The sequence below is a fragment of the Micromonospora sp. NPDC047812 genome (genome assembly GCF_040704175.1).
In the GTDB taxonomy this organism is placed as follows: domain Bacteria; phylum Actinomycetota; class Actinomycetes; order Mycobacteriales; family Micromonosporaceae; genus Micromonospora.
On sequence record NZ_JBEYRY010000001.1, the window covers coordinates 1243369 to 1266932 of the forward strand.

Genomic DNA, 23564 nt, shown 5'->3' on the forward strand with positions numbered 1-23564 from the left:
CGATGGAGACGACGGTGGGCAGCACGGTCCGGGTCGCCGGGCTGGTCCGACGCTTCGGGGCCGGCCCGCAGCAGGTGACCGCGGTCGACGACGTGTCCCTGGAGATCCCGGCCGGGGCGGTGGTGGCGTTGACCGGGCCCAGCGGCTCCGGGAAGTCGACGCTGCTGCACATGATCGGCGCGATCGAGCAGGTCGACGCCGGCACGGTCACGGTGGACGAGCTGGAGATCACCGGGCTCGGCCGCGCCGCCCTGACGCGGTACCGGCAGCGGGTGGGCTTCGTCTTCCAGCGCTACCACCTGCTACCCGCGCTGACCGCGCTGGACAACGTGATCGCGCCGGTGCTGCCCCGCCGGGGGCGGGCCGACCACGCCGCCCGCGCCCGGGAGCTGCTCGACGCGGTGGGTCTGGCCGGGCGTGAGCGGGCCCTGCCGGCCCAGCTCTCCGGCGGTCAGCAGCAGCGGGTGGCGATCGCCCGGGCGCTGATGGGCTCCCCCGGGCTGCTGCTCGCCGACGAGCCGACCGGCAACCTCGACTCGGCCACGGGCGGGCAGATCCTCGACCTCCTGCTGGACCTGCGCGACCGGCACGGCATGACGATCCTGCTCGCCACCCACGAGCGGGGGGTGGCCGCCCGGTGCGACCGGCTGATCCGCCTCGGCGACGGGCGGATCGTCGAGGACGTGGACCTCACCGACGGCGAGGATCCGGCGGCCACCTTCCGGCGCGCCGCCGGCCTGCGCCTGTAGGGCCGGTGCCGGGCGTCGGCTTCGCCCGGCGCCGTGGCCGGTGCCGGGCGTCGGCTTCGGCGGCGTCGTGGCCGGTGCCGACGTCGTCGCCGCGACGGCTCTGCGCGGGCGGCCGGCGCGGCACCCGGCCGCGGGCGCGGTCCGGGAAAGACGGCTGCCCGGGCCCGCCAGCGGCGGGCCGGGCAGCCGGGAGAAGTCAGGCGGTCGGGCTGGCGGTGCGGACCTGCTCGGCGATGCGCTCGGCCGTCTCGCGGGCGGTGCGCTCGGTGGCGGCCTCGACCATGACCCGGACCAGAGGCTCGGTGCCGGACGGGCGCAGCAGCACCCGGCCGGTCTCGCCCAGCTCCGCCTCGGCCCGCTCGACCTCGGCCCGGACCGCGGGCGCGCCCGCGCCGACCGCACGGTCGCCGACCGGAACGTTGATCAGCACCTGCGGCAGCTTGGTGACCACGGTGGCCAGCTCCGCGAGGGACTTCCCGGTGGCGGCCAGCCGGGACATCAGGTGCAGCCCCGTCAGCACGCCGTCGCCCGTGGTGGCGTACGCGGGCATGACGATGTGCCCGCTCTGCTCGCCGCCCAGCGCGAGGCCGGACGCGCGCAGCTCCTCCAGCACGTACCGGTCGCCGACCTTGGTCTCGAGGAGGCGGATGCCCTGCGCGGACATGGCCAGCCGCAGGCCGAGGTTGCTCATCACGGTGGCGACCAGGGTGTCGTCGGTGAGCGTGCCGGCCTCCCGCATGGCGAGCGCGAGGATCGCCATCACCTGGTCGCCGTCGACCTCGTCGCCGTCGGCGGTCACCGCGACGCAGCGGTCGGCGTCGCCGTCGTGCGCGATGCCCAGGTGCGCGCCGTGCTCGACCACCGCGGCCCGCAGGGCCTCGAGGTGGTTGGAGCCGCACTCGTCGTTGATGTTGAGGCCGTCCGGCTCGGCGTAGATGGCGACGACCTCGGCCCCGGCCTCCCGGTACACCACCGGCGCCACCTCGGCCGCCGCGCCGTTGGCGCAGTCGACCACGACCTTGAGGCCGTCGAGGCGGTGCGGCAGGGTGCCGATCAGGTGCTGCACGTAGTGGTCGGCGCCGTCGAGCAGGTCGTGCACCCGGCCGACGCCGGCGCCGACCGGCCGCTTCCAGGCGGTGGTGGCGTTCGCCTCGACGGCCGCCTCGATCCGCATCTCGATCTCGTCCGGCAGTTTGTGCCCGCCGGCGGCGAAGAGCTTGATCCCGTTGTCGGGCATCGGGTTGTGCGAGGCGGAGAGCATCACGCCGAGGTCGGCCTTGGCCTCGGCGGTGAGGAACGCCACGGCGGGGGTGGGCAGCACGCCCACCCGGACCACGTTGGCGCCGGCGCTGGTGAGCCCGGCGACCACTGCGGCCTCCAGCATCTCGCCACTGGCCCGGGTGTCGCGCCCGACCACGGCCAACGGGGGATGGCTCCGGTCCGACTCGGCGAGCGTGTGCGCGGCGGCGACCGCCACCGCCAGCGCCAACTCAGGCGTGAGATCCGCGTTCGCCCGCCCGCGTACGCCGTCCGTGCCGAACAACCGGCCCATACCCGCCAACCTCCGATGAAACGGTCCAGGAAAGGCGAACGGCCGGGCCACCTCCCGTCGAGGGGAGGTGGACCCGGCCGTCCGTCAGAAGTACAACGTGCAGCTGTTGATCAGCGCTTCGAGTACTGGGGAGCCTTGCGGGCCTTCTTGAGGCCGTACTTCTTGCTTTCCTTGACCCGGGCGTCCCGGGTGAGGAAGCCGGCCTTCTTCAGCGCCGGGCGGTCGTCCGGCTCGCTGACGATCAGGGCCCGGGCGATGGCCAGCCGGAGCGCGCCGGCCTGACCGGTGGTGCCGCCGCCACGCAGGTTGGCGATGACGTCGAAGGCCTCCGGCTTCTCGGCGGTGACCAGCGGGTCCTTGATCAGCTGCTGGTGCACCTTGCTCGGGAAGTAGGCCTCGAGGTCACGGCCGTTGCACGTGATCTTGCCGCTGCCGGGGACGATGCGCACCCGGACGATGGCCTCCTTGCGCCGACCCACGGTCTGGATCGGGCGGTCACCACGCGGCGCGCGGGCGACGGGCGCCGGCGCCTCGGTGGCCTCCTCGGGGGCAACCTCGGTCTCGGTGATGTCGGTCATGCTGTTTCCTTCGCCCGCGCTCACTGCGCGATCTGCTTGATCTCGAACGGCACCGGCTGCTGCGCGCCGTGCGGGTGCTCGGCACCGGCGTAGACCTTCAGCTTCTTGATGAGCTGACGGCCGAGCTTGTTGTGCGGGAGCATGCCCTTGACGGCCAGCTCGATGGCCCGCTCGGGACGCTTGGTCAGCAGCTCGTCGTAGCCGACCTGCTTCAGACCGCCCGGGTAGCCGGAGTGGCGGTAGGCGATCTTGGTCTGGCGCTTGTTGCCGGTCAGCGCGACCTTGCCCGCGTTCACGATGACGACGAAGTCGCCCGTGTCGACGTGCGGCGCGAAAGTCGGCTTGTGCTTGCCGCGCAGCAGCGTGGCGGCGTGGGTGGCCAGGCGGCCCAGCACGACATCAGAGGCGTCGATGACGTGCCACTGACGCTCGATCTCACCCGGCTTCGGGCTGTACGTACGCACAGGTATACCTTGTCTCGTCGTCGGTCTGGGGTCGCGCGCCGAGGTTACCGGGCGCGCACGAACGACCAAGCGTACCTCAGGCGGCACGCCTCTGGATGTCGTACAACAGCAGGCAACGATACCCGCCGCCCCGTCGGCAGGTCAAAACGGGGTACCGCCCCCGCCTGGCCCCCGAGGATACATGGCGGTGGTCACACCCCGGCCAGCCGGCGCGGGCCCGGGCGCAGGTAGACCAGCCAGGTCACCCCGAAACAGACCGCGTACGCGACGATGAAGGCGACGTACGCCGCGTCCGCGCTGCCCCCGGTCAGGAACGACTGCCGGAACGCGATGTTCACCAGCACCCCGCCGGAGGCCCCGACCGCCCCGGCGATGCCGATCAGCGAGCCGGTCATCCGCCCGGCCCAGCGCTGCGCCGTGGCCGCCTCCCGCCGACCGGCGTCCACCTCGGCCGTCGCCCGGGCCCGGAAGATCGCCGGGATCATTTTGTACGTCGAGCCGTTGCCGATCCCGGAGAAGACGAAGAGCGACAGGAAGCCGAGCAGGTAGAGCCCGAACGACCGCTCGCGGGCGGCGAACAGCACCAACGAGGCGCCGGCCGCCATCGCGACGAAGTTCCAGAAGGTCACCCGGGCCCCGCCGAGGCGGTCGGCGAGATGTCCGCCGACCGGCCGGATGAGCGAGCCGACCAGCGGGCCGAGGAAGGTGAGCCAGGCGGCGTCGACCGGGGTCGGGAAGCGCTCGGCGAACTGGAGCTGGAGCACCTGGCCGAAGGCGAAGCCGAAGCCGATGAACGAGCCGAAGGTGCCGATGTAGAGCAGCGACATGATCCAGGTGTGCGGGTCGCGGGCCGCCTCACGCAGCGCGCCTGGCTCGTTGCGCGCCCCGGGGATGTTGTCCAGCCCGCGCGCCGCGGCGAACGCGGCCAGCACGATCAGCGGCAGGTAGACCGCCGGCACCAGCCGGGGGTACGCGGCGCCCGCGGTCGCCAGCACCGCCAGGCCGACCAGTTGCACCGCCGGCACGCCGAGGTTGCCGCCGCCGGCGTTGAGCCCGAGCGCCCGCCCCTTGAGCCGCTGCGGATAGAAGAGGTTGATGTTCGCCATCGAGGAGGCGAAGTTGCCCCCGCCGACGCCGGTCAGGCAGGCCAGCACCATCAGGGTCGGGTAGGAGACGCCGGGCTCCAGCAGCACCGTCATCGGCACGGCCGGCACGAGCAGCAGCAGCGCGCTGACGATCGTCCAGGTCCGCCCGCCGAAGCGGGCCACGGCCAGCGTGTAGGGCAGCCGCAGCGCCGCCCCGAGGGCGGCCGGCACGGCGGTGAGCAGGAACTTCCCCGCCGGGTCGATGCCGTACTCCGGGCCGAGGAAGAGCACCATCACCGACCAGAGGCTCCACACGGAGAAGCCCACGTGCTCGGCGAAGATCGAGACCCAGAGGTTGCGGCGGGCGACCGGCGCCCCCGTCGTACGCCAGAACTCCGGGTCCTCGGGCCGCCAGTCGTCGATGCGGTGCCGGCGGCCGGCGGCGGCCGGCGGGGCGGCCTCGGCCAGGGGTGTGGTGGGGGCCAGTGTGCTCACGGCGACTCCTCCTCGTCGGGTGCGACCTGGAGGAACGCTAGGAATCGGGGGTTACCCGACGGTGCCCGTCGCGGGTCGGGCCGGAAACGGAGACCGCACCGCGGGCGGATGCTGCCGGTGAGATGTCAGAGTTCCTGGAGGATGCGCAGCGCCCGGCCGACCCGGAGCATGGTTGCGGTGTCGGCGACGTCCACGCACTCGGTGAACCACTTCTTCATCGGCGAGGAGATCCGGTCGGGCATCACCACGTACGCGCCCATCGGCACCGCCAGGGGCGAGTCGCGCAGCAGCGCCTCCTCGACCACCTCGGCCACGATCACGATCGGCACGTCGGTGGAGTTGTAGACGTCGGAGCTGATCACCAGTCCGAGCCGTTCCCGGGCGCCGTCGATGCGCCAGACCTCGCCCCTACGCAGCACGCGGGCGCCCGCCGAAGAGCAGGTCGTCGACCATGCCCACCTCGCGGGCGTCGGCGAGGGCGGCGGCTTCGAGGTCGAGCCCGGCCCGGCCGACGGCGGCGGCGTGCGCGGTGAACACCTCGCGCAGCGCCTTCTCCCGGGCCGCCCGGTCCATCCACGCCGACAGGGAGAGCCCTTCGCGCTTGGCGAACCGCCGGGCCTCCTCGATCGTCTCGTCCGAGAACGACAGGGTCACCTTGGCAGTCATGCCGTGGAGACTACCCAGCGGTATGACCGCCAGTCATCCCGTCGGCCCCGACTATTCGCGTCGGCCGCCGAACACGGCAAACCGCCACTGCTTGAAGAAGCAGTCGACGTCGACCAGGCCGGCCTCGGCCAGCCAGCGGCACTGCTCGGCGACCGGCGCCGGTCGGTCGTACGCCATCCGGCCCTCGGCGGCGGCGATCTCGTCGGCGCCGGAGCCCAGCGCGGCGATCCGCGCCAGCCACACCTCGTGGTACCGCCGGTCGAGCGCGGGGGTGGGGCCGGCGACCTGCTCGGCGTTGACGAAGACGCCGCGGGCACCAGCGCCGCCGGCACCCGCCGGTAGAGCTCGCGCTTGCCGGCGTCGTCGAGGTGGTGCACGGCCAGCGCGCTGACGACCGCGTCGTAGCGGCCGGAGGGCAGCGGGTCGGTGAGGTCAGCCAGGACCGTCCGGTGGGCGACCCCGCGGGTGCGCAGGTGGTCGGCGGCGACCGCGAGCATGGCCGGCGCGGCGTCGACCAGGGTCAGGCGGACCCCCGGCACCGCCGCGGCGAGCAGCAACGACAGCAGCCCGGTGCCCGCGCCCAGGTCCAGCACCTCGGGGGTGCGTCCCGCGGCGAGCGCGGCCCGCAGCGGCGGCGCGGCCACCTCGACGGCGGTGCCGTAGAAGGCGTCGAAGCAGGGCACCAGGCGGCGGCGGGCCTCGTCGTAGCTGCCGGCCACCGCGTCGAAGACCTCGGCGACGTCCATCGCGTGCCTCTCAAAATGTAGGACTGTTTTCCCGAATTGTAGACGCTGCGAGCCGGCCCGCCGCCCCAGTGCGGTGTGAGCGGCTCTTGACAGGACCGAAACAAACGGGACCCGGGCCGGAAATCGCCCCCCGGCACGCTTTGCCGACATGACAGACGGTGCACACGCGGCGACCGGACCGGGGCGGACGCCCCGGGAGGTGGCGACGCACTGCCCGTACTGCGCCCTCCAGTGCGGGATGACGCTGCGCGAGGAGTCCGGCCGCGCGACGGTGCTCCCCCGGCAGTTCCCCACCAACCGGGGCGGCCTCTGCCAGAAGGGCTGGACCGCCGCCGAGCTGCTCGACCACCCCGAGCGGCTGACCACCCCGCTGCTGCGGGACCCGGCCGGCGGCGGGCTGCGCCCGGCGAGCTGGGACGCCGCCCTCGACCGGATCGTCACCGGCCTGCGCACCGTCCAGCGGGGACACGGCCGCGACGCGGTGGCCGTCTTCGGCGGCGGCGGGCTCACCAACGAGAAGGCGTACGCGCTGGGGAAGTTCGCCCGGGTGGCGCTGCGCACGAGGAACATCGACTACAACGGACGGTTCTGCATGTCCTCGGCGGCGGCGGCCGGGATGCGCGCCTTCGGCATCGACCGGGGGCTGCCGTTCCCGCTGGCCGACCTGGGCCGGGCCGACACGCTGCTGCTGGTCGGCGCCAACCCGGCGGAGACCATGCCCCCGCTGGTGCGCTGGCTGACCGAGCAGCGCGAACGCGGCGGCCGGCTGATCGTGGTCGACCCCCGGGTCACCGCCACCGCCCGCCAGGCCGACCTGCACCTGCAACCCCTGCCCGGCACCGACCTGGCGGTGGCGAACGCGCTGCTGCACGTCGCGCTCACCGAGGGCTGGATCGACCGGGACTACGTGGCCGAGCGCACCAGCGGATTCGAGGCGGTCCGCCGCGCCGTGGCCGGCTGGTGGCCCGCCCGCGCCGAGGCGCTCTCCGGGGTGCCGGTGGCCGACCTGGAGGCGACCGCCCGGGCCCTCGGCACCGCCGAACGCGTGATCATCCTGACCGCGCGCGGCGCCGAGCAGCACGCCAAGGGCGTCGACACGGTCACCGGCTTCGTCAACCTGGCGCTCGCCCTCGGGCTGCCCGGCCGCCCCGGCTCCGGCTACGGCTGCCTCACCGGGCAGGGCAACGGGCAGGGCGGGCGGGAACACGGGCAGAAGGCCGACCAGCTTCCCGGCTACCGGAGGATCGACGACCCGGCCGCCCGGGAACACGTCGCCGGGGTCTGGGGGGTGCCCGCCGAGGAACTGCCCGGGCCGGGCGTGCCGGCGTACGAGCTGCTGGACTCGCTGGGCACGCCCGCCGGGCCGAAGGCGCTGCTGGTCTTCGGCTCCAATCCGGTGGTCTCCGCACCCCGGGCCGCCCGGATCGAGGGCCGGCTACGGGACCTCGACCTGCTCGTGGTCGCCGACTTCCTGCTCTCCGAGACGGCCGCGCTGGCGGACGTGGTGCTGCCCACCGCCCAGTGGGCCGAGGAGGACGGCACGATGACCAACCTGGAGGGCCGGGTGCTGCGCCGCCGCGCGCTGCGCCCGCCGCCGCCCGGCGTCCGTACCGACCTGGAGATCCTCGCCGACCTCACCGCCCGCCTCCGGGGTGGTGGCGTCGGCGCCGACGCCACCGACCCGCGGGTCGTGTTCGCGGAGCTGCGGCGGGCCTCGGCCGGCGGGATCGCCGACTACGCCGGGGTGACCTGGGAACGGATCGACGAACGCGACGGCGTCTTCTGGCCCTGCCCCGACGAGGACGGCCCGGACACGCCCCGGCTCTTCGCCGACCGCTTCCCCACCCCCGACGGGCGGGCCCGGTTCCACGCCGTGGAGCACCGGCCGGCCGCCGAGGAGGTGTGCGCCGAGTACCCGCTGCACTTCACCACCGGCCGGGTCCTCGCCCAGTACCAGTCGGGCACCCAGACCCGCCGGGTCGCCGCGCTGCGCCGGGCCGCCCCGGACGCGTTCGTCGAGCTGCACCCCGACCTGGCCGGGCGGCTGGGCATCGGCGACGGCGAGCCGGTACGGGTGGTCTCCCGGCGGGGTGAACTGCGCGCGCCGGCCCGGCTCAGCACCGCCATCCGGCCGGACACCGTCTTCGCGCCGTTCCACTGGGGCGGCGCCGCGCGGGCCAACTCGGTCACCAACGACGCCGTCGACCCGGTCTCCGGGATGCCGGAGTTCAAGATCTGCGCCGTCCGGCTGGAGAGGGTGGACGAACCATGAGCGAGCGAATCGTCCGGCAGGGCCCGGTGACGCGGCCATGAGCGAGCGCGTGGTGATCGTCGGCAACGGGATGGCCGGCTCCCGGCTGGCCGGCGAGCTGCACGCCCGGGGCGGGGACCGGAAGGTCACCGTGCTCGGCGCGGAGCCGCACCGGGCGTACAACCGGATCATGCTCTCCACGCTGCTGGCGGGCAAGATCGGCGAGCCGGACGTGGAACTGGCCGAGGCCGCCGGGCAGGGCGTCGACCTGCGTACCGGGGTGACGGTCACCGCCATCGACCGCGCCGCCGGCACGGTCCACACCGACGACGGCGACCGCGTCGCGTACGACCATCTGGTGCTCGCCACCGGCAGCCGGGCCGTGGTGCCCCCGCTGCCCGGCCTGGACGGGCCCGGGCTGCCGGAGCGGGTGGTGCCGTTCCGCACGCTTGACGACTGCCGGCGGATCCTCGCCGTGGCCGGCGGCGCGCGCAGCGCCCTGGTGCTCGGCGGCGGCCTGCTCGGGCTGGAGGCGGCCCGCGGGCTCGCCGCCCGGGGCCTCGACGTCGCGGTGGTGCATCCGGTGCCGTACCTGATGGAACGGCAGCTCGACCCGGCCGGCGCGGCCGTGCTGGCCGGCACGCTCGCGGGCCTCGGGGTGAGCACCCACCTGGCCGTCGCGGCCACCGGGGTGGTCGCGGACGCCGACGGGGTCCGCCTCGACCTGGCCGACGGCCGGTCGCTCACCGCCGACCTGCTGGTCCTCTCCTGCGGGGTACGCCCCGACACCGCCCTCGCCCGCGCGGCCGGGCTGGCCGTGGAGCGGGGCGTGCTGGTCGACGACCGGCTGCGCACCAGCGACCCGCGGATCTCGGCGGTCGGCGACTGCGCCCAGCACGACGGCGCCCTGACCGGCCTGGTCGCCCCGGCCTGGGCCCAGGCCCGGGTGGTGGCGCAGGTGCTCACCGGGGAGGACCCGCAGGCCCGCTACCGGCCCCGGCCGGCGGTGACCCGGCTCAAGGCGGCCGGCATCGACCTCGCCGCCATGGGCGACCCGGGCGACGGCGGCACCGGCGAGGAGCTGACCTTCGCCGACCCGGCCCGGGGCACCTACGCCCGGTTGCGCATCCACGACGAGCGGCTGACCGCCGCGATCCTGCTCGGCGACAACCCGGCGGTCGGCACGGTCATCCAGCTCTTCGACCGGGGCCAGCCGGTGCCGGCGGACCGGCGCTCCCTGCTGCTCGGCCGGGCGTTCGGCGCGACGGCGGGCGCGCAGGCGGCGACCCCGGCGCTGATGCCGGACGCGGCGACCGTCTGCCAGTGCAACGACGTCAGCAAGGGGGAGCTGGTGGGCTGCTGGCGTTCCGGGGCCCGGACGGTCGACGCCGTGGTCGCCGCGACCCGGGCCGGCACGGGGTGCGGCGGCTGCCGGGACGCCGTCGCCGGCATCGTCGGCTGGCTGTCCGAAGTCGATTCGGTGGAGGTGACGCGATGAACGAGCGAGGCGAGCGGGTCGGCAGGCTGGTGGTCGTCGGCAACGGCATGGTGGGGCAGCGCTTCGTCGACGCGCTGCGCGCCCGCGACCCCGAGGGGCGGTGGCGGGTCACCGTGCTCGCCGAGGAGAGCCGTCCGGCGTACGACCGGGTGCGGCTCTCGGCCTTCTTCGACGGGGTGGGCGCCGAGGAGCTGAACCTGCACACCCCCGACGACGGGGTGGAGCTGCGCCTCGGCGAGCCGGCCACGGAGATCGACCGGGAGCGGCGGCTGGTGCGTACCGCAACCGGCGAGCACCCGTACGACGCCCTGGTGCTGGCCACCGGCTCGTACGCGTTCGTGCCGCCGGTGGACGGCGCGACCCTGCCCGGGGTCTTCGTCTACCGGACGCTGGACGACCTGGAGGCGATCCGGGAGCACGCGCGGGGCCGGCGCACGGGGGCGGTGATCGGCGGCGGGCTGCTCGGGTTGGAGGCGGCGAACGCGCTGCGGCTGCTCGGGCTCGACACCAGCGTGGTGGAGTTCGCGCCCCGGCTGATGCCGGTGCAGGTGGACACGGCCGGGGGCGCGATGCTCCGCCGGTACGTCGACGAGCTGGGCGTCGCCACCCACCTGGGCGTCGCCACCACCGCGGTCCGGCCCGGCCCCGACGGCACGGTCGCCGGTTTGGAGCTGGCCGACGGGACGGTGCTCGACGCCGACCTGGTGGTGGTCGCGGCCGGCATCCGCCCCCGCGACGAGCTGGCCCGCAGCGCCGGCCTCGCCCTGGGCCCGCGCGGCGGCGTGCTGGTCGACGACGCCTGCCGTACCGCCGACGAGCGGATCTGGGCGGTCGGCGAGTGCGCGGCGGTCGACGGGACCTGCCACGGCCTGGTCGCCCCCGGGTACGCGATGGCCGAGGTGGTCGCCGACCGGCTGGTCGGCGGGGCGGCCACCTTCCCCGGCGCGGACACCGCCACCAAGCTGAAGCTGCTCGGCGTGGACGTGGCCTCGTTCGGCGACGCGCACGGCACCACGCCGGGCTGCCTCGACGTGACGTTCACCGACCCGGCCACCCGGGTCTACGCCAAGCTGGTCCTCTCCGACGACGCGCAGACCCTGCTCGGCGGGGTGCTGGTCGGCGACGCGAGCGCGTACCCGACGCTGCGGGCCAGCGTCGGCGGCCCGCTGCCCGCGCCCCCACTGGCGCTGCTCGCCCCCGCCGGCGCGGCGGGCGCGGGCGCCGGCGCGCTGCCCGCCGCCGCGCAGGTCTGCTCGTGCAACGCGGTGACCCGCGCCGACATCGACGACGCGATCGCCGGGGGCTGCGCGGACGTGCCGGCGCTGAAGGCGTGCACCCGGGCGGGCACCAGCTGCGGCTCCTGCGTGCCGATGCTCAAGCAGCTCCTCGACGCGGCCGGGGTGCGGCAGTCCACGGCGCTCTGCGAGCACTTCGACGCCGGCCGGCAGGAACTCTTCGACATCGTCCGGGTGCGCGGCATCCGCACCTTCTCGCAGCTCATCGCCGAGCACGGCCGGGGACGCGGCTGCGACATCTGCAAGCCGGTGGTCGCCTCGATCCTCGCCTCCCTCGGCTCCGGCCACGTGCTGGACGGGGAGCAGGCGTCGTTGCAGGACACCAACGACCACTTCCTGGCCAACCTGCAACGCGACGGCAGCTACTCGGTGGTGCCCCGGATCCCCGGCGGCGAGATCACCCCGGAGAAGCTCATCGTGATCGGCGAGGTGGCCCGGGACTTCCAGCTCTACACGAAGATCACCGGCGGGCAGCGGATCGACCTGTTCGGCGCGCGGGTCGAGCAGCTGCCGCAGATCTGGCGCCGGCTGGTCGACGCCGGCTTCGAGTCCGGTCACGCGTACGGCAAGGCGCTGCGCACGGTGAAGTCCTGCGTCGGCGAGACCTGGTGCCGGTACGGGGTGCAGGACTCGGTGGGGCTGGCCATCGCCCTGGAGCTGCGCTACCGGGGGCTGCGCGGCCCACACAAGATCAAGTCGGCGGTGTCGGGCTGCGCCCGCGAGTGCGCCGAGGCGCGCAGCAAGGACTTCGGCATCATCGCCACCGACACCGGCTGGAACCTCTACGTCGGCGGCAACGGCGGCTTCCGGCCCCGGCACGCCGACCTCTTCGCCACCGACCTGTCCACCGAGGCGCTGGTCCGGTTGATCGACAGGTTCCTGATGTACTACATCCGCACCGCCGACCGGCTGCAACGCACCGCCGCCTGGATCGAGGCGATGGAGGGCGGGTTGGACCACCTCCGCGCGGTGATCGTGGACGACTCGCTCGGCCTGTGCGCCGAACTCGACGCCGCGATGGCCCGGCACGTCGCCTCCTACTCGGACGAGTGGCGCGACGTGCTGGAGGACCCGGTACGGCTACGCCGGTTCGCCTCCTTCGTCAACGCCCCCGAGGTGCCCGACCCGTCCATCACGTTCGCCCTCGAACGGGGGCAACCGGTCCCCGTGGGCAGGCCGGCAACCGACGAGGGCCGGCAGCCGGTCGCGCTGGGCATGCCGGAGGTGCGGCGATGACCACCACGACGCCCCGACCGCTGGAGGTACGGCGATGACCATCACGATGACGACGACGCTGCCCGCCGCGACGCGTACCTGGACGCCGGTCTGCCCGTTCGACCGGCTGGAGCCCGAGCGGGGCGTCGCCGCGCTCGTCGGCGGCGTGCAGGTGGCCCTCTTCCGCACCGCCGACGGGCTGTTCGCCATCGACAACCTCGACCCGGTCGCCGGGGCGTACGTGCTGTCGCGCGGGATCGTCGGCAGCCGGGGCGGGGTGCCGACGGTCGCCTCGCCGCTGCACAAGCAGGTGTACGACCTGCGCACCGGGGTCTGCCTGGACCTGCCCGGCGTCGCCGTGCCCAAGCATGACGTGCGCTGCCGGGACGGTCTGGTCGAGGTGCGGCTGCGGCAGGAGGGGTGAATGCGCGACGAACTGGCGGGCTTCACCATCGGGGTGACCGCCGACCGCCGGCGGGACGAACTCGCCGCGCTGCTCCAGCGGCGGGGCGCCCGGGTGGTGATCGCCCCGGCCCTGCGGATCGTGCCGCTGGCCGACGACACCGACCTGCGGGAGGCCACCCGGGCCTGCCTCGAACGGCCGCCGGACGTCCTCATGGCCAACACCGGCATCGGCATGCGCGGCTGGTTGGAGGCGGCCGAGGGCTGGGGACTGGCCGAGCCGCTGCGCGGCGTGCTGGCCGGCGCGTACGTGGTGGCCCGGGGGCCCAAGGCGCGCGGGGCCATCCGCGCCGCCGGCCTGCACGACCAGTGGTCACCCGACTCGGAGAGCTGCGAGGAGGTGATCGAGCACCTGTGCCGGCGCGGGGTGGCCGGGCAGGTGATCGCCATGCAGCTGCACGGCGAGCGGCAGCCGGAGTGCACGCTGGCGCTGGAGGCGGCCGGGGCGACCGTGATCGAGGTGCCCGTCTACCGCTGGGCGCCGCCGACCGACCCGGCCCCGCTGCACCGGCTGATCGACCTGGTCGCCGGCCGGCTGGTCGACGCGGTCACCTTCACCTCGGCCCCGGCGGCCGAGGCGCTGCTGCGCGCCGCCGGGGACCGCTCCGACGCGGTGCTGGACGCGTTCCGGGGCGACGTGCTCGCCAGTTGCGTGGGCGCGGTCACCGCGGAGCCCCTGCTGCGGCGCGGGGTGCCGGTCAGCGCGCCGGCCAGGGCCCGCCTGGGCGCCCTGGTCCGGACCATCGTCGACGAACTGCCGCGCCGGACGGTCACCCTGAAGGTGGCCGGTCACCTGCTCACGTTGCGCGGGCACGCCGCCGTGGTCGACGGCGAACTGCGTCCGCTCGCGCCGGCGCCGATGGCGGTGCTGCGGGCACTGTGCGGTTCGCCGGGTCGGGTGCTGTCCCGGACCGCCCTGCTGCGGACGCTGCCGCGCGGCGCTGACGAGCACGCCGTGGAGATGGCGGTGGCCCGGCTGCGCGCCGGGTTGCGCGCGCCCCGGGTGGTGCAGACGGTCGTCAAGCGCGGCTACCGCCTCCGGGTCGACTGACGCGACCCGGAGGCGGTAGCCGTCCGTTCAGCCGACCGGTGCCGGGTAGCCCCGGCCGTGCTCGGCCTCCAAGCGGAGCATGGCGTGCTCCACGACGGTCACCAGCACCTGCTTGACCGCGTCCCGGTGCCGGGCGTCGGTCAGCACCAGCGGCACGTCCGGCGAGATGGCCAGCGCCTCGCGGACCTCCTCCAGCTCGTACTGCGGCGCGCCGTCGAAGCGGTTCAACGCCACGACGTACGGCAGCCTGCGGTTCTCGAAGTAGTCGAGCGGCGCGAAGGCGTCGGTGATCCGGCGGGTGTCCACCAGCACGGCCGCCCCCACCGCGCCCTTGATGATCTCGTCCCACATGAACCAGAACCGCGTCTGGCCCGGCGTGCCGAAGAGGTACAGGATCAGGTCCTCGGCCATGGTGATCCGGCCGAAGTCCATGGCGACCGTGGTGGTCTGCTTCCCCGGCACCTTGGACGGGTCGTCGATGCCGACACCGGCCGCGGTCATCACCGCCTCGGTTCTCAGCGGAGTGATCTCCGAGATCGCGCCGACCAGGGTCGTCTTGCCCACGCCGAAGCCACCCGCGACCACGATCTTCGCGGAGATGATTCCCCGGTTTCGGCGGGCCCCGGCGGGGTCATAGCCTGCGAAGTCCACTTAGCACCCTTCCAAGGATTTCCATCCGCTCCTCGAACCCCTCGGCGGGAGCGGCAGTGTGTAGCGTCAGCAGGCTCTCGGCCACCATGTCGGCGACCAGCACCCGGGTGACGCCCAGCGGCATCCGGGTGTACGCGGAGATCTCGGCCAGCGACTGCGCCCGGCCCTCACAAACGGTGGCGATGCGGTGCTTGTCGTGCCCCGCGAAGCGGGCCTCCGCAGCCTGGGTCGGGCTTGCCGTCAGGACCGCCTCCAGGGCGATGTCCATTCGAGCCTCGGTCCGGCCGCGGGTGACCGCGTACGGCCGTACCAGCGCACCACGTGGGTCCACGCGCCGTTGGTCCATCGACGATCACCTCCTCTCCCGGCCGGGCCCCTGGTCGGGCACCGGATCCTCTCGTTCCTGGCGACGCACGTCCGCGCGTCGCGCCCGCTAGGACCGCACCGCGTCCCGGGGCAGCGGCACCAGCGCCGCACCGACGCGCTCGACCAGCAGCGCCATCTCGTAACCCACCTGACCGACGTCGCAGCTGCGGGCCGCCAGCACGGCCATCGACGAGCCGTCGCTGATCGACATCAGGAACAGGTAGCCGCTGTCCATCTCGATGACCGTCTGGAGCACACCGCCGGCGCTGAACATCCGGGCGGCGCCCTCGGTCAGGCTGACCACGCCCGAGGTGATCGCCGCGAGCTGGTCCGCCCGGTCCGCGGGCAGGTCCCGCGAGGAGGCGAGCAGCAGCCCGTCGGCGGACACCGCCACCACGTGGGCGATCCCCGCCACGCTGTCGGCGAAGTTGGTGAGCAACCAACTCATGTCCTGCATGGCCGCTGGCCTGTTCATCGACTCGTCTCCTTGGTCGAGGTGCTGTTCTGGTCCGTTCCGGCCGCCCGGCCGCGCTGCACGCCGCGGTGGTAGGCCGACAACAGGCCCCGAACTTCGTCCGGGGTACGCCGGCTGCGGTCGCGGCCGCCCCGGGGCTCGATCCCGCCGGGCACGAGCTGTGCCTGCGGCTGCCGCTTGGGCAGCCCCGAGCGGGTGGTGCCGGCGGTGGCGGGGGCCGCCGCCCGGCTGGCCCGGGACCAGCCCTCGTCTGCCGCGGTCCGCCAGGCGTCCGCGTCGGTCGCGGGCGCCGCCGGGGCCGGTTCCGCGACCGGCGCCGCGGGTGGCGCGGCGGGCGGCGCCGCGGGGGGCGCCGCAGGGGGTGTGTCCGGCGTGGTGGGCCGCGCCGCAGCCGGCGGCGGGGTGTACGACGGCGGTGCCGACTGCGCGGGCGGCGGGGCGGTGTCGGTGCTGCCCGGCGTACGCGTGGGCAGTCGGGGCGCGCGGGGCTGCGCCGGTGCCGACTGGGCGGCGGCCGGCGTCCCGACGGCGGGTGCTCCGGCGCTGGGCGCCCCGGCGGCCTGCTGGGCCGCGGCCGACTGGCTGAAGTCGGGGCGGGTGAAGATGGCCGTGGCGTCGTTACCGTGCGACCGGAACCACACCGCCTCCATCTCCCGGAATATCGGTGCCTCGGCCGGCAGCTCGGCGCGCGGGGTGATCGGCGCGGCGGGAGCGGGCGGGGCGGTGGCGGCCAGGCCGGCCCCGAGGCCGCGACCGGCGCCCGGGTCGGTGCCGAAGCCGGTCTCCCGGGCGGAGCCGGCGAACCCCGCCGACAGCCCGGTGGCCGGCGAGCCGGCGATCGGGCCGACCGGCAGGACCGGCGCGCCCGGCGCCGGGGCGTCACCGCCGGGGACGCGCTTGGGCAGCGGGTCGACCGTGGGGTACGCGACGGTCGGCGTACCGACCGAGGCGCCTCCGCCGGCGAAGGCCGGCCGGGCCGGGGGCGTCGGCGGAGCGGTCGGCTGCGTCGGCGTCAGGCCACCGGCCTGCACCGGGGCCGCGGTGTCCCGCGCCTGCTCCGGGGCCTGCCACGGCGCCGGGGCGGCGGACCGCCACTGGTCGGTGAGGGTGGCCGAGGCGGTACGCCCCGCGCCGGCGGCCGGCTCGCCGAGACCGGCCGGGGTGAGCGGGTTCTGCTCGACCGCGAGCGGCTGCCGGGGCCGGGTGATCTGCTGGTCCCGGCTGTGCACGGGCGGCAGCACCACCGTCGCGGCGGGGAGCGTCACCTGGGCGACGGTGCCGCCCTCCACGTTGCGGCGCAGCTCCACCCGGATGCCGTAGCGGGAGGCCAGCCGGCTGACCACGGCCAGACCCATCAGCCGGAACGCCGCGACGTCGACGCTCGGCGGGGCGGCCAGTCGCCGGTTGAGCGAGTCGAGCTGGTCGTCGGTCAGGCCGAGGCCCCGGTCCTCGACCTGGATCAGGACGTAGTCCCGGATCCGCCGGCCGTCGGCGACCACGGTGGTGGTCGGCGGCGAGAAGCGGGTGGCGTTGTCGAGCAGCTCGGCGACGAGCCGGACCACGTCGTTGACCGCGTGCGCCGCGACCGAGATGTCGGTGTCGACGGTGCCGAACTCGATCCGGTTGTAGAGCTCCACCTCGGACTGCGCGGCCCGCAGCACGTCCACCAGGAGGGCGTCGTCGCGGCGCGGCACGGCCGAGTCGGCGCCGGCCAGGACCAGCAGGTTCTCGTCGTTGCGGCGCATCCGGGTGGCGAGGTGGTCCAGCTCGAAGAGCTGCGCGAGCCGCTTCGGGTCCTCCTCGCCGCGCTCGATCGCGTCGAGCTCGCCGATCATCCGGTCGACCAGGGTCTGACTGCGCCGGGCCAGGTTGAGGAACATCGCCGAGACGCTGGTACGCAGGGCGGCCTGCTCGGCCGCCACCCGGACCGCCTCGCGGTGTACGACGTTGAAGGCGAGCGCGACCTGGCCCACCTCGTCGCGGTTGTTGAGCTTGATCGGGTCGCGTACCTGCCGGACGATCTCCTCGACGCCGCCGTCGCCGACGTTGCCGACGTTCTGCAGCCGCTTGACCGCGTCCGGCAGGTCGTGGTTGGCCACCGAGAGGGCGCCCTCCCGCAGCCGGCGCAGCGAGTGGTTGAGCGAGCGGGCCAGCACCACGGCGAGGGTCACCGCGACGATGAGGGTCAGCAGCACCAGCGCCGTCTCGATGAAGGCCTGCCGGATGACGTCCGACCGGGCCTGGTCGGCCTGGCTGAGCAGCCGGTCCTGGAGCCGGATCTCGGCCCACCGCATGAGGTCGTTGACCGCGCCGATGGCGGCGGTGGCGTCCTGGGCGGTCACCGGCGAGGTCTGCCCGACCGAGCGGGTGATGTCGGCGGCCACCCGGTCGGCGAGGGTGACCGCGTCGCCGGAGACCGTGCTGTCGACCAGGGCGCGCTGGGTCGGGTCGGCGGCCAGCGAGAAGGCGACCAGCGCCTCCTGCTGGCTGGTCAGCGTGGCCACGAAGGAGGAGAACTGCTCCTCGTCGAGCTTGCCGGCGACGAGTGCGGTGTAGACGACCGACTGCTCCTCGGCGACGGCCGCCTTGGCGCGGGCGAACGCGGCGACCGCGCGCCGGGCGTCCGAGAGCCGCTCGTCGCCGGGCAGCTGGGCCAGCCCGTCGCCGTACGCGACCAGGTCGGTGATGATGACCCCGTAGCGGAGCGCCGCCTCGGCGACCGCCATCTGCTGGCGGTCCAGCACCTCCTGCCGGGTGCTGGCGAGCGTCTCCAGGTGCTCGTCGATGGTCGCCAGGCGCTCCTGCACGGCTGCCGGCAGGTCGTCGACCCGTCCGCGCTCCGCCCGGTACGCCTCGACCCGCTCGTCGGTGCTGCGCACCCGCAGGTTGTAGGCGTCGGCCTTCTGCTGCGGCGTCGACAGGAAGGCGGCGGCGGCCATCCGCTCGGCGTGCAGGTCCTGCGTCAGCGCGGAGACGTCGACGGAGAGCGCGGTCAACGCCTTGGCCTGGTTGGCGTCGAAGGTGTTCTCACCGATGGTGACGAGTCGGACCGTGGCCAACGCGAGCACCGCGGCGACCGGCACGACCAGGATCAGGGCGAGCTTGGAGCGGATCCGCACGTCGCGGAGCCGGGGCAGCCGACGCCGCTTCGGCTGTTCGGTGTCGCCACTCGCGGGCAGGGTCGTCGGTCCGGTGCTCACGACATCGCCTCCGTCGTTTCTTCCACGCCTGCCCCGCCGACTCGCGCCCGGTGCAGCGGACTGCGCCACACGCGGCACGGCCGCGATTTCATCAGAACTGATCCTGTTTGGGAAGTCGCGGCGGGGTAGGAAACGGTCGGACGGCTCGCATCCCGTGATCCGGTCAACTAATACCTTCAATTCTCCATGCCCGTGAACAGGGCATGTGACTCCAGAGTGGTCATCCGTGTCGTATTAGTAAGCGCTTGCAAACTTCCCGTTGCCCCACCATGTGGGATACGCGTCCCGAAACGCTTCGGGGGCTCCGCTTGACCGCGGGGCCTGGCGTTGGCAAGGTTTTGCAGGCTTCGCGCACACCGTACGGCAGACCGAACCCGTTCCTCTACTGAGGACGGACAACCCGGCGGTGACCGGGCATCGTCCCGGGCCGCATCTGGAGGACTGAGTTGACCCCCATCCGCTCCGCGACCGCCGCGGCGCTCGCATCGGCCGTGCTGGCCACCACGCTCACCGGCTGCCAGTTCGGGGCGGACGAGCAGGACACCAGTCCCATCGTCATCGCCGCGGACCTCGAACTCTCCGGCGCGGCGGCGCCCGTCGGCAAGGCGTACCAGCGGGCGCTGGAACTGAAGGTCGAGCAGCTGAACGCCTCCGGCGCGCTGAACGGCCGGAAGGTCGAGCTGAGGGTGAAGGACAACCGGTCGGACGCGAGCGAGTCGCTGCGCAACATCGGTGACTTCAGCAGCGATTCCCAAGTCAGCGCCATCATCATGGGCGGCTGCAACGAATGTGCCGTCGGCGCCGTCCGCACCATCAACGAGAAGCGAATTCCCACCATTGCGCTCGCCGCGTCCAGCGCCGTGTCCACCCCAGTCGCCGAACGACGGTACGTGTTCAAGCTCTCCCCGAACGCGGCCGACAGCGCCGCCGCCCTCGCCGGCGAGATGCGCCGCAAGGGCATCCGCAAGGCGGGCGTGCTGCACAGCGACGACGCCTACGGCCGCGAGGGGTTGACCGCGCTGCGCGCCGAGTTCGCGAAGGCCGGCGTCAAGCTGCTGCGCGAGGAGGCCGTGCGCACCACCGACACCGAGGTCGGCCAGCAGGTCAAGGACCTGGTCGGCAAGAAGCCGGACGCGCTGGTCGTGTGGACCTCGGCGGAGCAGGCGACGCTGGCCGCCAACGCCGCCCAGCAGGCCAAGTTCGAGGGGGACCTCTTCTTCGACGCGGCGGCGGCCGGCGACCTCTTCCTCGGCGCCGCGTCCCGGGCGACCGAACGCACCACGCTGGTCTTCACCCAGACCATGGTGATCGACGACGTGATCGCCACCACCCCGGCCAAGGCGGCCCGCCGCCAGTGGTTCCAGGACTACACTGCCCGCTTCGGCGGCTACAACGGTTCCTCCTCGTTCGCGGCCGACGCGGTGCAGCTCATCGCCGACGCGGAGCTGCGCTCGGGCGGCGAGCCCGGCGAGGTCGACCGCGACGGCGTCCGGGACGTGCTGGAGACGACCCAGATGGACGGCCTCTCCGGGCCGATCCGGATGACCCCGGACAACCACTCCGGCCTGATGCCGCAGGCCCTCACCACCCTGGTGGCGCGCAACGGGCGCTGGCGCCTCGCGGGCTGACCGGCCGGTCGGTGACGGAGGGGTTCCGGCGCGCGGCAGCGCGCCGGACCAGCGTGTCGGTGTGGCCCGCCGTGCCCCGGCGGGCCACACCGACCACCGTTCCAGCGGGTCAGCGGGCCGACGTGGTGGCGCGGACCCAGGGCAGGGCGAGCCGCTCGACCAGGGACAGCGCGCTGTAGAGCAGGATGCTCATCAGCGCGATCAGCACGATCGCCGCCCAGGCGGTAGCGGTGTCCCCCACGCCGTTGTACTGCAGGATCTGATAGCCCAGCCCCGGCTTGTCCGAGTAGAACTCGCCGATCACCGCGCCGATCGCGGCCAGCGGCATGGCCACCTTGAGCCCGACGAACATCTGCGGCAGCGCGGCGGGGAAGCGCACCTTGCGGAACGCCTGCCACCACGAGGCGTTCAGCGAGCGGGCCAGCTCGGCCAGGTCGTTCGGGGTGGTGGTGAGCCCGGTCGCCGTGGAGAGCACGATCGGGAAGAAGCAGAGCAGGAACACCATGGTCAGGATCGGCTTCGTACCCCAGCCGACCGAGACCACCAGCAGCGGGCCCAGGGCGATCTTCGGCACCGCGTTGACCGCCACCAGCAGCGGCGCGAACATCCGCTCGACGCGCCGGGACCCGGCCAGCGCCATCCCGATCAGCACCCCGGCGACCGCCGACAGCAGGAAACCGACCACGGTCATCGTGGTGGTGACCCCCAGCGCCGGCAGCAGCACGTCGCTCCCCGCGACCATCGCCTGCCACACCGCCTGGGGCGGGGGCAGCGACACCGGGTGCACCAGTTCCAGGCCCGACGTGACCAGCCACCAGGCGGCCAGCGTGATCACGGCGCCGAGCAGCGGCAGCCCGACGGCCGCCGGGCGTACGCCGGACCGGCGCGGGGGCGCGCCGGCGCCCGCGGGCTTCTTCCCGACGTGGCCGGACCGGGTAGCGGTCGTCTCCGTCACGGGTTCTCCTCTCCTGCCGGCCGGGCCGGCACGCGACGGGGGTGCGGCCCCGGGTCACCCCGGTGGACCGCACCCCCGTGCTCACGGTCGGCGTTCGTCAGGCCTTCGGCGCGAGGCTGAAGTCGATGATCTGGTCGGGGGTGATGTTCTGCTTGAGCGCGCCGGCGCCCTGGAGGATCGCGATGCTCTTGGCGACCCGGCCGCTGTCCAGGGTGCCGAGCTGGGTGCCGGAGTTGCTGGAGCGCACGTAGCCGGCCATGAGCTGGAGCTCGGCGGCAGCCGCGGCGGGGTTGGCGGCGTCGACGTTCTTCTTCAGCAGCTCGCCCGCCTCCTGCGGGTTGGTCAGCGCGTACTCCAGGCCCTTCATCAGGGCCGCGGTGAAGCGCTTGACCATCTCCGGCTTCTCCTTGGCGATCTTGGATGAGGTGATCAGCACGTTGCCGTAGAGGTCCTGCATCACGTTGCTGTACGGCAGCATGACGGCCTTCTGCTTGGTCACCGTCTCGATGGTGGGCTGGCCGACGACGAACTGGCCGATGCCGTCCACCGTGCCGGAGCCGAGCATGCCCATCAGGTCCTGGGCCTGGCCATTGACCCACTGCACCTTGCTGGCGTCCACGCCGGCCATCCGGGCGTACGTCGGGAAGAGGTTGCGCACGACGGAGCCCTGGGTGTCGGCGAGCTTCTTGCCCTCCAGGTCCTTCGGCGACGCGATGCCCTTGCCCTCGACCGTGGCGATGGCGGCCATGGTGCGCTGCTGGATCGCCGCGACCGCGACGAAGTCCTTGGCCTGGCCGCCACCGAGCTGGAGCAGACCGCCGGTGAGGTCGATCGGGCCGAACTGTGCCTGGCCGCTGACGATTGTCCCGATCACGGCGTTGGTGCCCTGACCCGGCTTGATGTCGACGTCGAACCCGGCCTCCTTGAAGAAGCCCTTCTCCTTCGCGACCCAGGCGTAGGAGTCACGGCCGAAGTTGCCGAACGAGGTGAGGTAGGTCACCTTCTCCAGCGCCCCGCCGCTGCCGCCCTTGGCGTCGGCGCCGGAGTCCGAGTCGCCGCTGCACCCGGAGACCAGGGCGAGGGCGGTGGCCAGCGCAGCGGCAGCGACCGTACGGGTCAGCCTTCTCATCAGTGCACCATGTCCTTTCCGACCGGAGCGGCGCGCCGCCGCCGGAGGGGTTGTCTGGCGGGCCGGCTGAGGGGTTGAGCCGGCACCAACCGTCGTGAGGGGACTCTTAGCTGGCACAGCGTACGAGAAACCGACCCCTACAATGCCAGGCGTATGGGTTTCGTTACGGAAAAATCCTCGCGTCCACCCCGGACGACATGTTGTCCACACGAGGCGGTTACCCTGGGCCGCGATCGCTGATCCCCGACTCAGGGAGGCCGCCGGAGATGATCCAGCTTTCCGGGGTGTCCCGCACCTTCGACGGTCGCAGCGGCCGCGTCGAGGCGCTGCGCGGCATCGACCTCGACGTGGCGGCGGGTGAGTTCGTCGCCGTACTCGGCCGCTCCGGTTGCGGCAAGTCCACGCTGCTGCGCCTGATCGCCGGCCTGCTCCCCGTGAGCGAGGGCAGGATCACCGTGGCCGGTACGCCGATCACCAAGCCGCGCCGGGACATCGCGATGCTCTTCCAGCGACCCGCCCTGCTTCCCTGGCGCACGGTCCTGGACAACGTCCTGCTCCCGGTGGAGATGTTCGGCTGGAAGCGGGCCAAGCACCGCGACCGGGCCCGGGAGCTGCTGGACCTCGCCGGGCTGGCCGGCTTCGAGAAGCGGCTGCCGCACGAACTCTCCGGCGGCATGCAGCAGCGGGTCTCGCTGTGCCGGTCGCTCATCGGCGAGCCCCGGGTGATGCTGATGGACGAGCCGTTCTCCGCGCTCGACGCGCTCACCCGCGAGGAGCTCTCCGGCGAGCTGCAACGCGTGCACATGACGTCCGGGGCCACCGTCGTCTTCGTCACCCACTCGATCGACGAGGCGGTGCTGCTCGCCGACCGGGTGGTCGTACTCAGCCCCCGCCCCGGCCGGATCCGCAAGGTCGTCGACGTCAACATCCCGCGACCGCGCACCCTCGGCCGCAACGCGCACCTGGCGGACGTCGCGCGGGTCAGCGCCGACCTGCACGAACTCCTCATGGAGCGGGACCTGCCGGCGACAGCCGGCGCGGAGGGACGATGAG

Annotated in this window: 21 protein-coding genes; 8 read left to right on the forward strand and 13 right to left on the reverse strand. The window is 73.8% G+C overall.

Annotation, left to right across the window (positions count from 1 at the left end):
- Positions 1-2 precede the first annotated feature (2 nt).
- Positions 3-749 (forward strand): ABC transporter ATP-binding protein, encoded by a 747-nt coding sequence (locus tag AB0883_RS05650; RefSeq protein ID WP_366639716.1) that lies wholly within the window; start codon positions 3-5, stop codon positions 747-749.
- Between the two features lie 196 nt (positions 750-945).
- Here the strand turns inward: AB0883_RS05650 and glmM are convergent, their stop codons facing one another.
- The 7 genes from glmM to AB0883_RS05685 form a co-directional block, all read right to left on the reverse strand.
- Positions 946-2301: a phosphoglucosamine mutase gene (glmM, locus tag AB0883_RS05655; RefSeq protein ID WP_366639718.1), complete on the reverse strand. Its 1356-nt coding sequence runs from the start codon at positions 2299-2301 to the stop codon at positions 946-948.
- A 110-nt stretch (positions 2302-2411) separates the two neighbouring features.
- Positions 2412-2879, reverse strand: coding sequence for a 30S ribosomal protein S9 (rpsI, locus tag AB0883_RS05660; protein WP_121399850.1), 468 nt, complete (start codon positions 2877-2879; stop codon positions 2412-2414).
- A 20-nt stretch (positions 2880-2899) separates the two neighbouring features.
- Positions 2900-3343 carry a 50S ribosomal protein L13 gene (gene rplM / locus AB0883_RS05665; RefSeq protein WP_154941857.1) on the reverse strand — a complete coding sequence of 148 codons (444 nt, stop codon included), beginning with the start codon at positions 3341-3343 and terminating at the stop codon, positions 2900-2902.
- A gap of 191 nt (positions 3344-3534) precedes the next feature.
- Positions 3535-4896, reverse strand: a complete 1362-nt coding sequence (locus AB0883_RS05670; RefSeq protein ID WP_366640307.1) for a nitrate/nitrite transporter — start codon at positions 4894-4896, stop codon at positions 3535-3537.
- A 152-nt stretch (positions 4897-5048) separates the two neighbouring features.
- Positions 5049-5342: a type II toxin-antitoxin system PemK/MazF family toxin gene (locus tag AB0883_RS05675; RefSeq protein ID WP_121399853.1), complete on the reverse strand. Its 294-nt coding sequence runs from the start codon at positions 5340-5342 to the stop codon at positions 5049-5051.
- Positions 5332-5589, reverse strand: coding sequence for a DUF6364 family protein (locus tag AB0883_RS05680; RefSeq protein ID WP_366639721.1), 258 nt, complete (start codon positions 5587-5589; stop codon positions 5332-5334). The genes AB0883_RS05675 and AB0883_RS05680 overlap by 11 nt, the downstream gene beginning before the upstream one ends.
- Entirely contained in the window at positions 5586-6335 is a 750-nt protein-coding gene (locus tag AB0883_RS05685) for a methyltransferase domain-containing protein (RefSeq protein ID WP_366639723.1), read from the reverse strand. The genes AB0883_RS05680 and AB0883_RS05685 overlap by 4 nt, the downstream gene beginning before the upstream one ends.
- A gap of 148 nt (positions 6336-6483) precedes the next feature.
- On the opposite strand from AB0883_RS05685, the gene AB0883_RS05690 reads away from it, so the two are divergent.
- The 5 genes from AB0883_RS05690 to AB0883_RS05710 are packed head-to-tail and all read left to right on the forward strand — an operon-like array spanning position 6484 to position 14107.
- Complete coding sequence (locus AB0883_RS05690; protein WP_366639725.1) at positions 6484-8607, forward strand: molybdopterin oxidoreductase family protein; 2124 nt, start codon at positions 6484-6486, stop codon at positions 8605-8607.
- A 37-nt stretch (positions 8608-8644) separates the two neighbouring features.
- Positions 8645-10084 carry an FAD-dependent oxidoreductase gene (locus AB0883_RS05695; RefSeq protein WP_366639727.1) on the forward strand — a complete coding sequence of 480 codons (1440 nt, stop codon included), beginning with the start codon at positions 8645-8647 and terminating at the stop codon, positions 10082-10084.
- Positions 10081-12615 (forward strand): nitrite reductase large subunit NirB, encoded by a 2535-nt coding sequence (gene nirB / locus AB0883_RS05700; RefSeq protein ID WP_366639729.1) that lies wholly within the window; start codon positions 10081-10083, stop codon positions 12613-12615. The genes AB0883_RS05695 and nirB overlap by 4 nt, the downstream gene beginning before the upstream one ends.
- 58 nt (positions 12616-12673) lie before the next feature.
- A complete protein-coding gene (gene nirD / locus AB0883_RS05705; protein ID WP_366640308.1) occupies positions 12674-13018 on the forward strand; it encodes a nitrite reductase small subunit NirD in 345 nt (114 codons plus the stop codon).
- Positions 13019-14107, forward strand: coding sequence for a uroporphyrinogen-III synthase (locus AB0883_RS05710; protein WP_121399859.1), 1089 nt, complete (start codon positions 13019-13021; stop codon positions 14105-14107). It begins immediately after the preceding gene.
- 27 nt (positions 14108-14134) lie between these two features.
- Here the strand turns inward: AB0883_RS05710 and AB0883_RS05715 are convergent, their stop codons facing one another.
- From AB0883_RS05715 to AB0883_RS05730, 4 genes are all read right to left on the reverse strand, one after another.
- Positions 14135-14758, reverse strand: a complete 624-nt coding sequence (locus tag AB0883_RS05715) for an ATP/GTP-binding protein (RefSeq protein ID WP_088998389.1) — start codon at positions 14756-14758, stop codon at positions 14135-14137.
- Positions 14739-15104, reverse strand: a complete 366-nt coding sequence (locus AB0883_RS05720; protein ID WP_091627805.1) for a DUF742 domain-containing protein — start codon at positions 15102-15104, stop codon at positions 14739-14741. The genes AB0883_RS05715 and AB0883_RS05720 overlap by 20 nt, the downstream gene beginning before the upstream one ends.
- An 87-nt stretch (positions 15105-15191) precedes the next feature.
- Positions 15192-15599, reverse strand: coding sequence for a roadblock/LC7 domain-containing protein (locus tag AB0883_RS05725; RefSeq protein WP_067359650.1), 408 nt, complete (start codon positions 15597-15599; stop codon positions 15192-15194).
- Positions 15596-18799 (reverse strand): sensor histidine kinase, encoded by a 3204-nt coding sequence (locus AB0883_RS05730; RefSeq protein ID WP_366639732.1) that lies wholly within the window; start codon positions 18797-18799, stop codon positions 15596-15598. The genes AB0883_RS05725 and AB0883_RS05730 overlap by 4 nt, the downstream gene beginning before the upstream one ends.
- A 446-nt stretch (positions 18800-19245) precedes the next feature.
- Between AB0883_RS05730 and AB0883_RS05735 the strand changes: the two genes are divergently transcribed.
- Entirely contained in the window at positions 19246-20427 is a 1182-nt protein-coding gene (locus AB0883_RS05735) for an ABC transporter substrate-binding protein (RefSeq protein WP_366639734.1), read from the forward strand.
- Between the two features lie 109 nt (positions 20428-20536).
- Here the strand turns inward: AB0883_RS05735 and AB0883_RS05740 are convergent, their stop codons facing one another.
- Positions 20537-21382: an ABC transporter permease gene (locus tag AB0883_RS05740; RefSeq protein WP_366639736.1), complete on the reverse strand. Its 846-nt coding sequence runs from the start codon at positions 21380-21382 to the stop codon at positions 20537-20539.
- A gap of 97 nt (positions 21383-21479) precedes the next feature.
- Entirely contained in the window at positions 21480-22511 is a 1032-nt protein-coding gene (locus AB0883_RS05745) for an ABC transporter substrate-binding protein (protein WP_366639738.1), read from the reverse strand.
- A 266-nt stretch (positions 22512-22777) separates the two neighbouring features.
- Here AB0883_RS05745 and AB0883_RS05750 point away from each other — a divergent pair, with 266 nt between their 5' ends.
- Positions 22778-23563, forward strand: coding sequence for an ABC transporter ATP-binding protein (locus tag AB0883_RS05750; RefSeq protein ID WP_366639740.1), 786 nt, complete (start codon positions 22778-22780; stop codon positions 23561-23563).
- Position 23564: the final 1 nt, after the last annotated feature.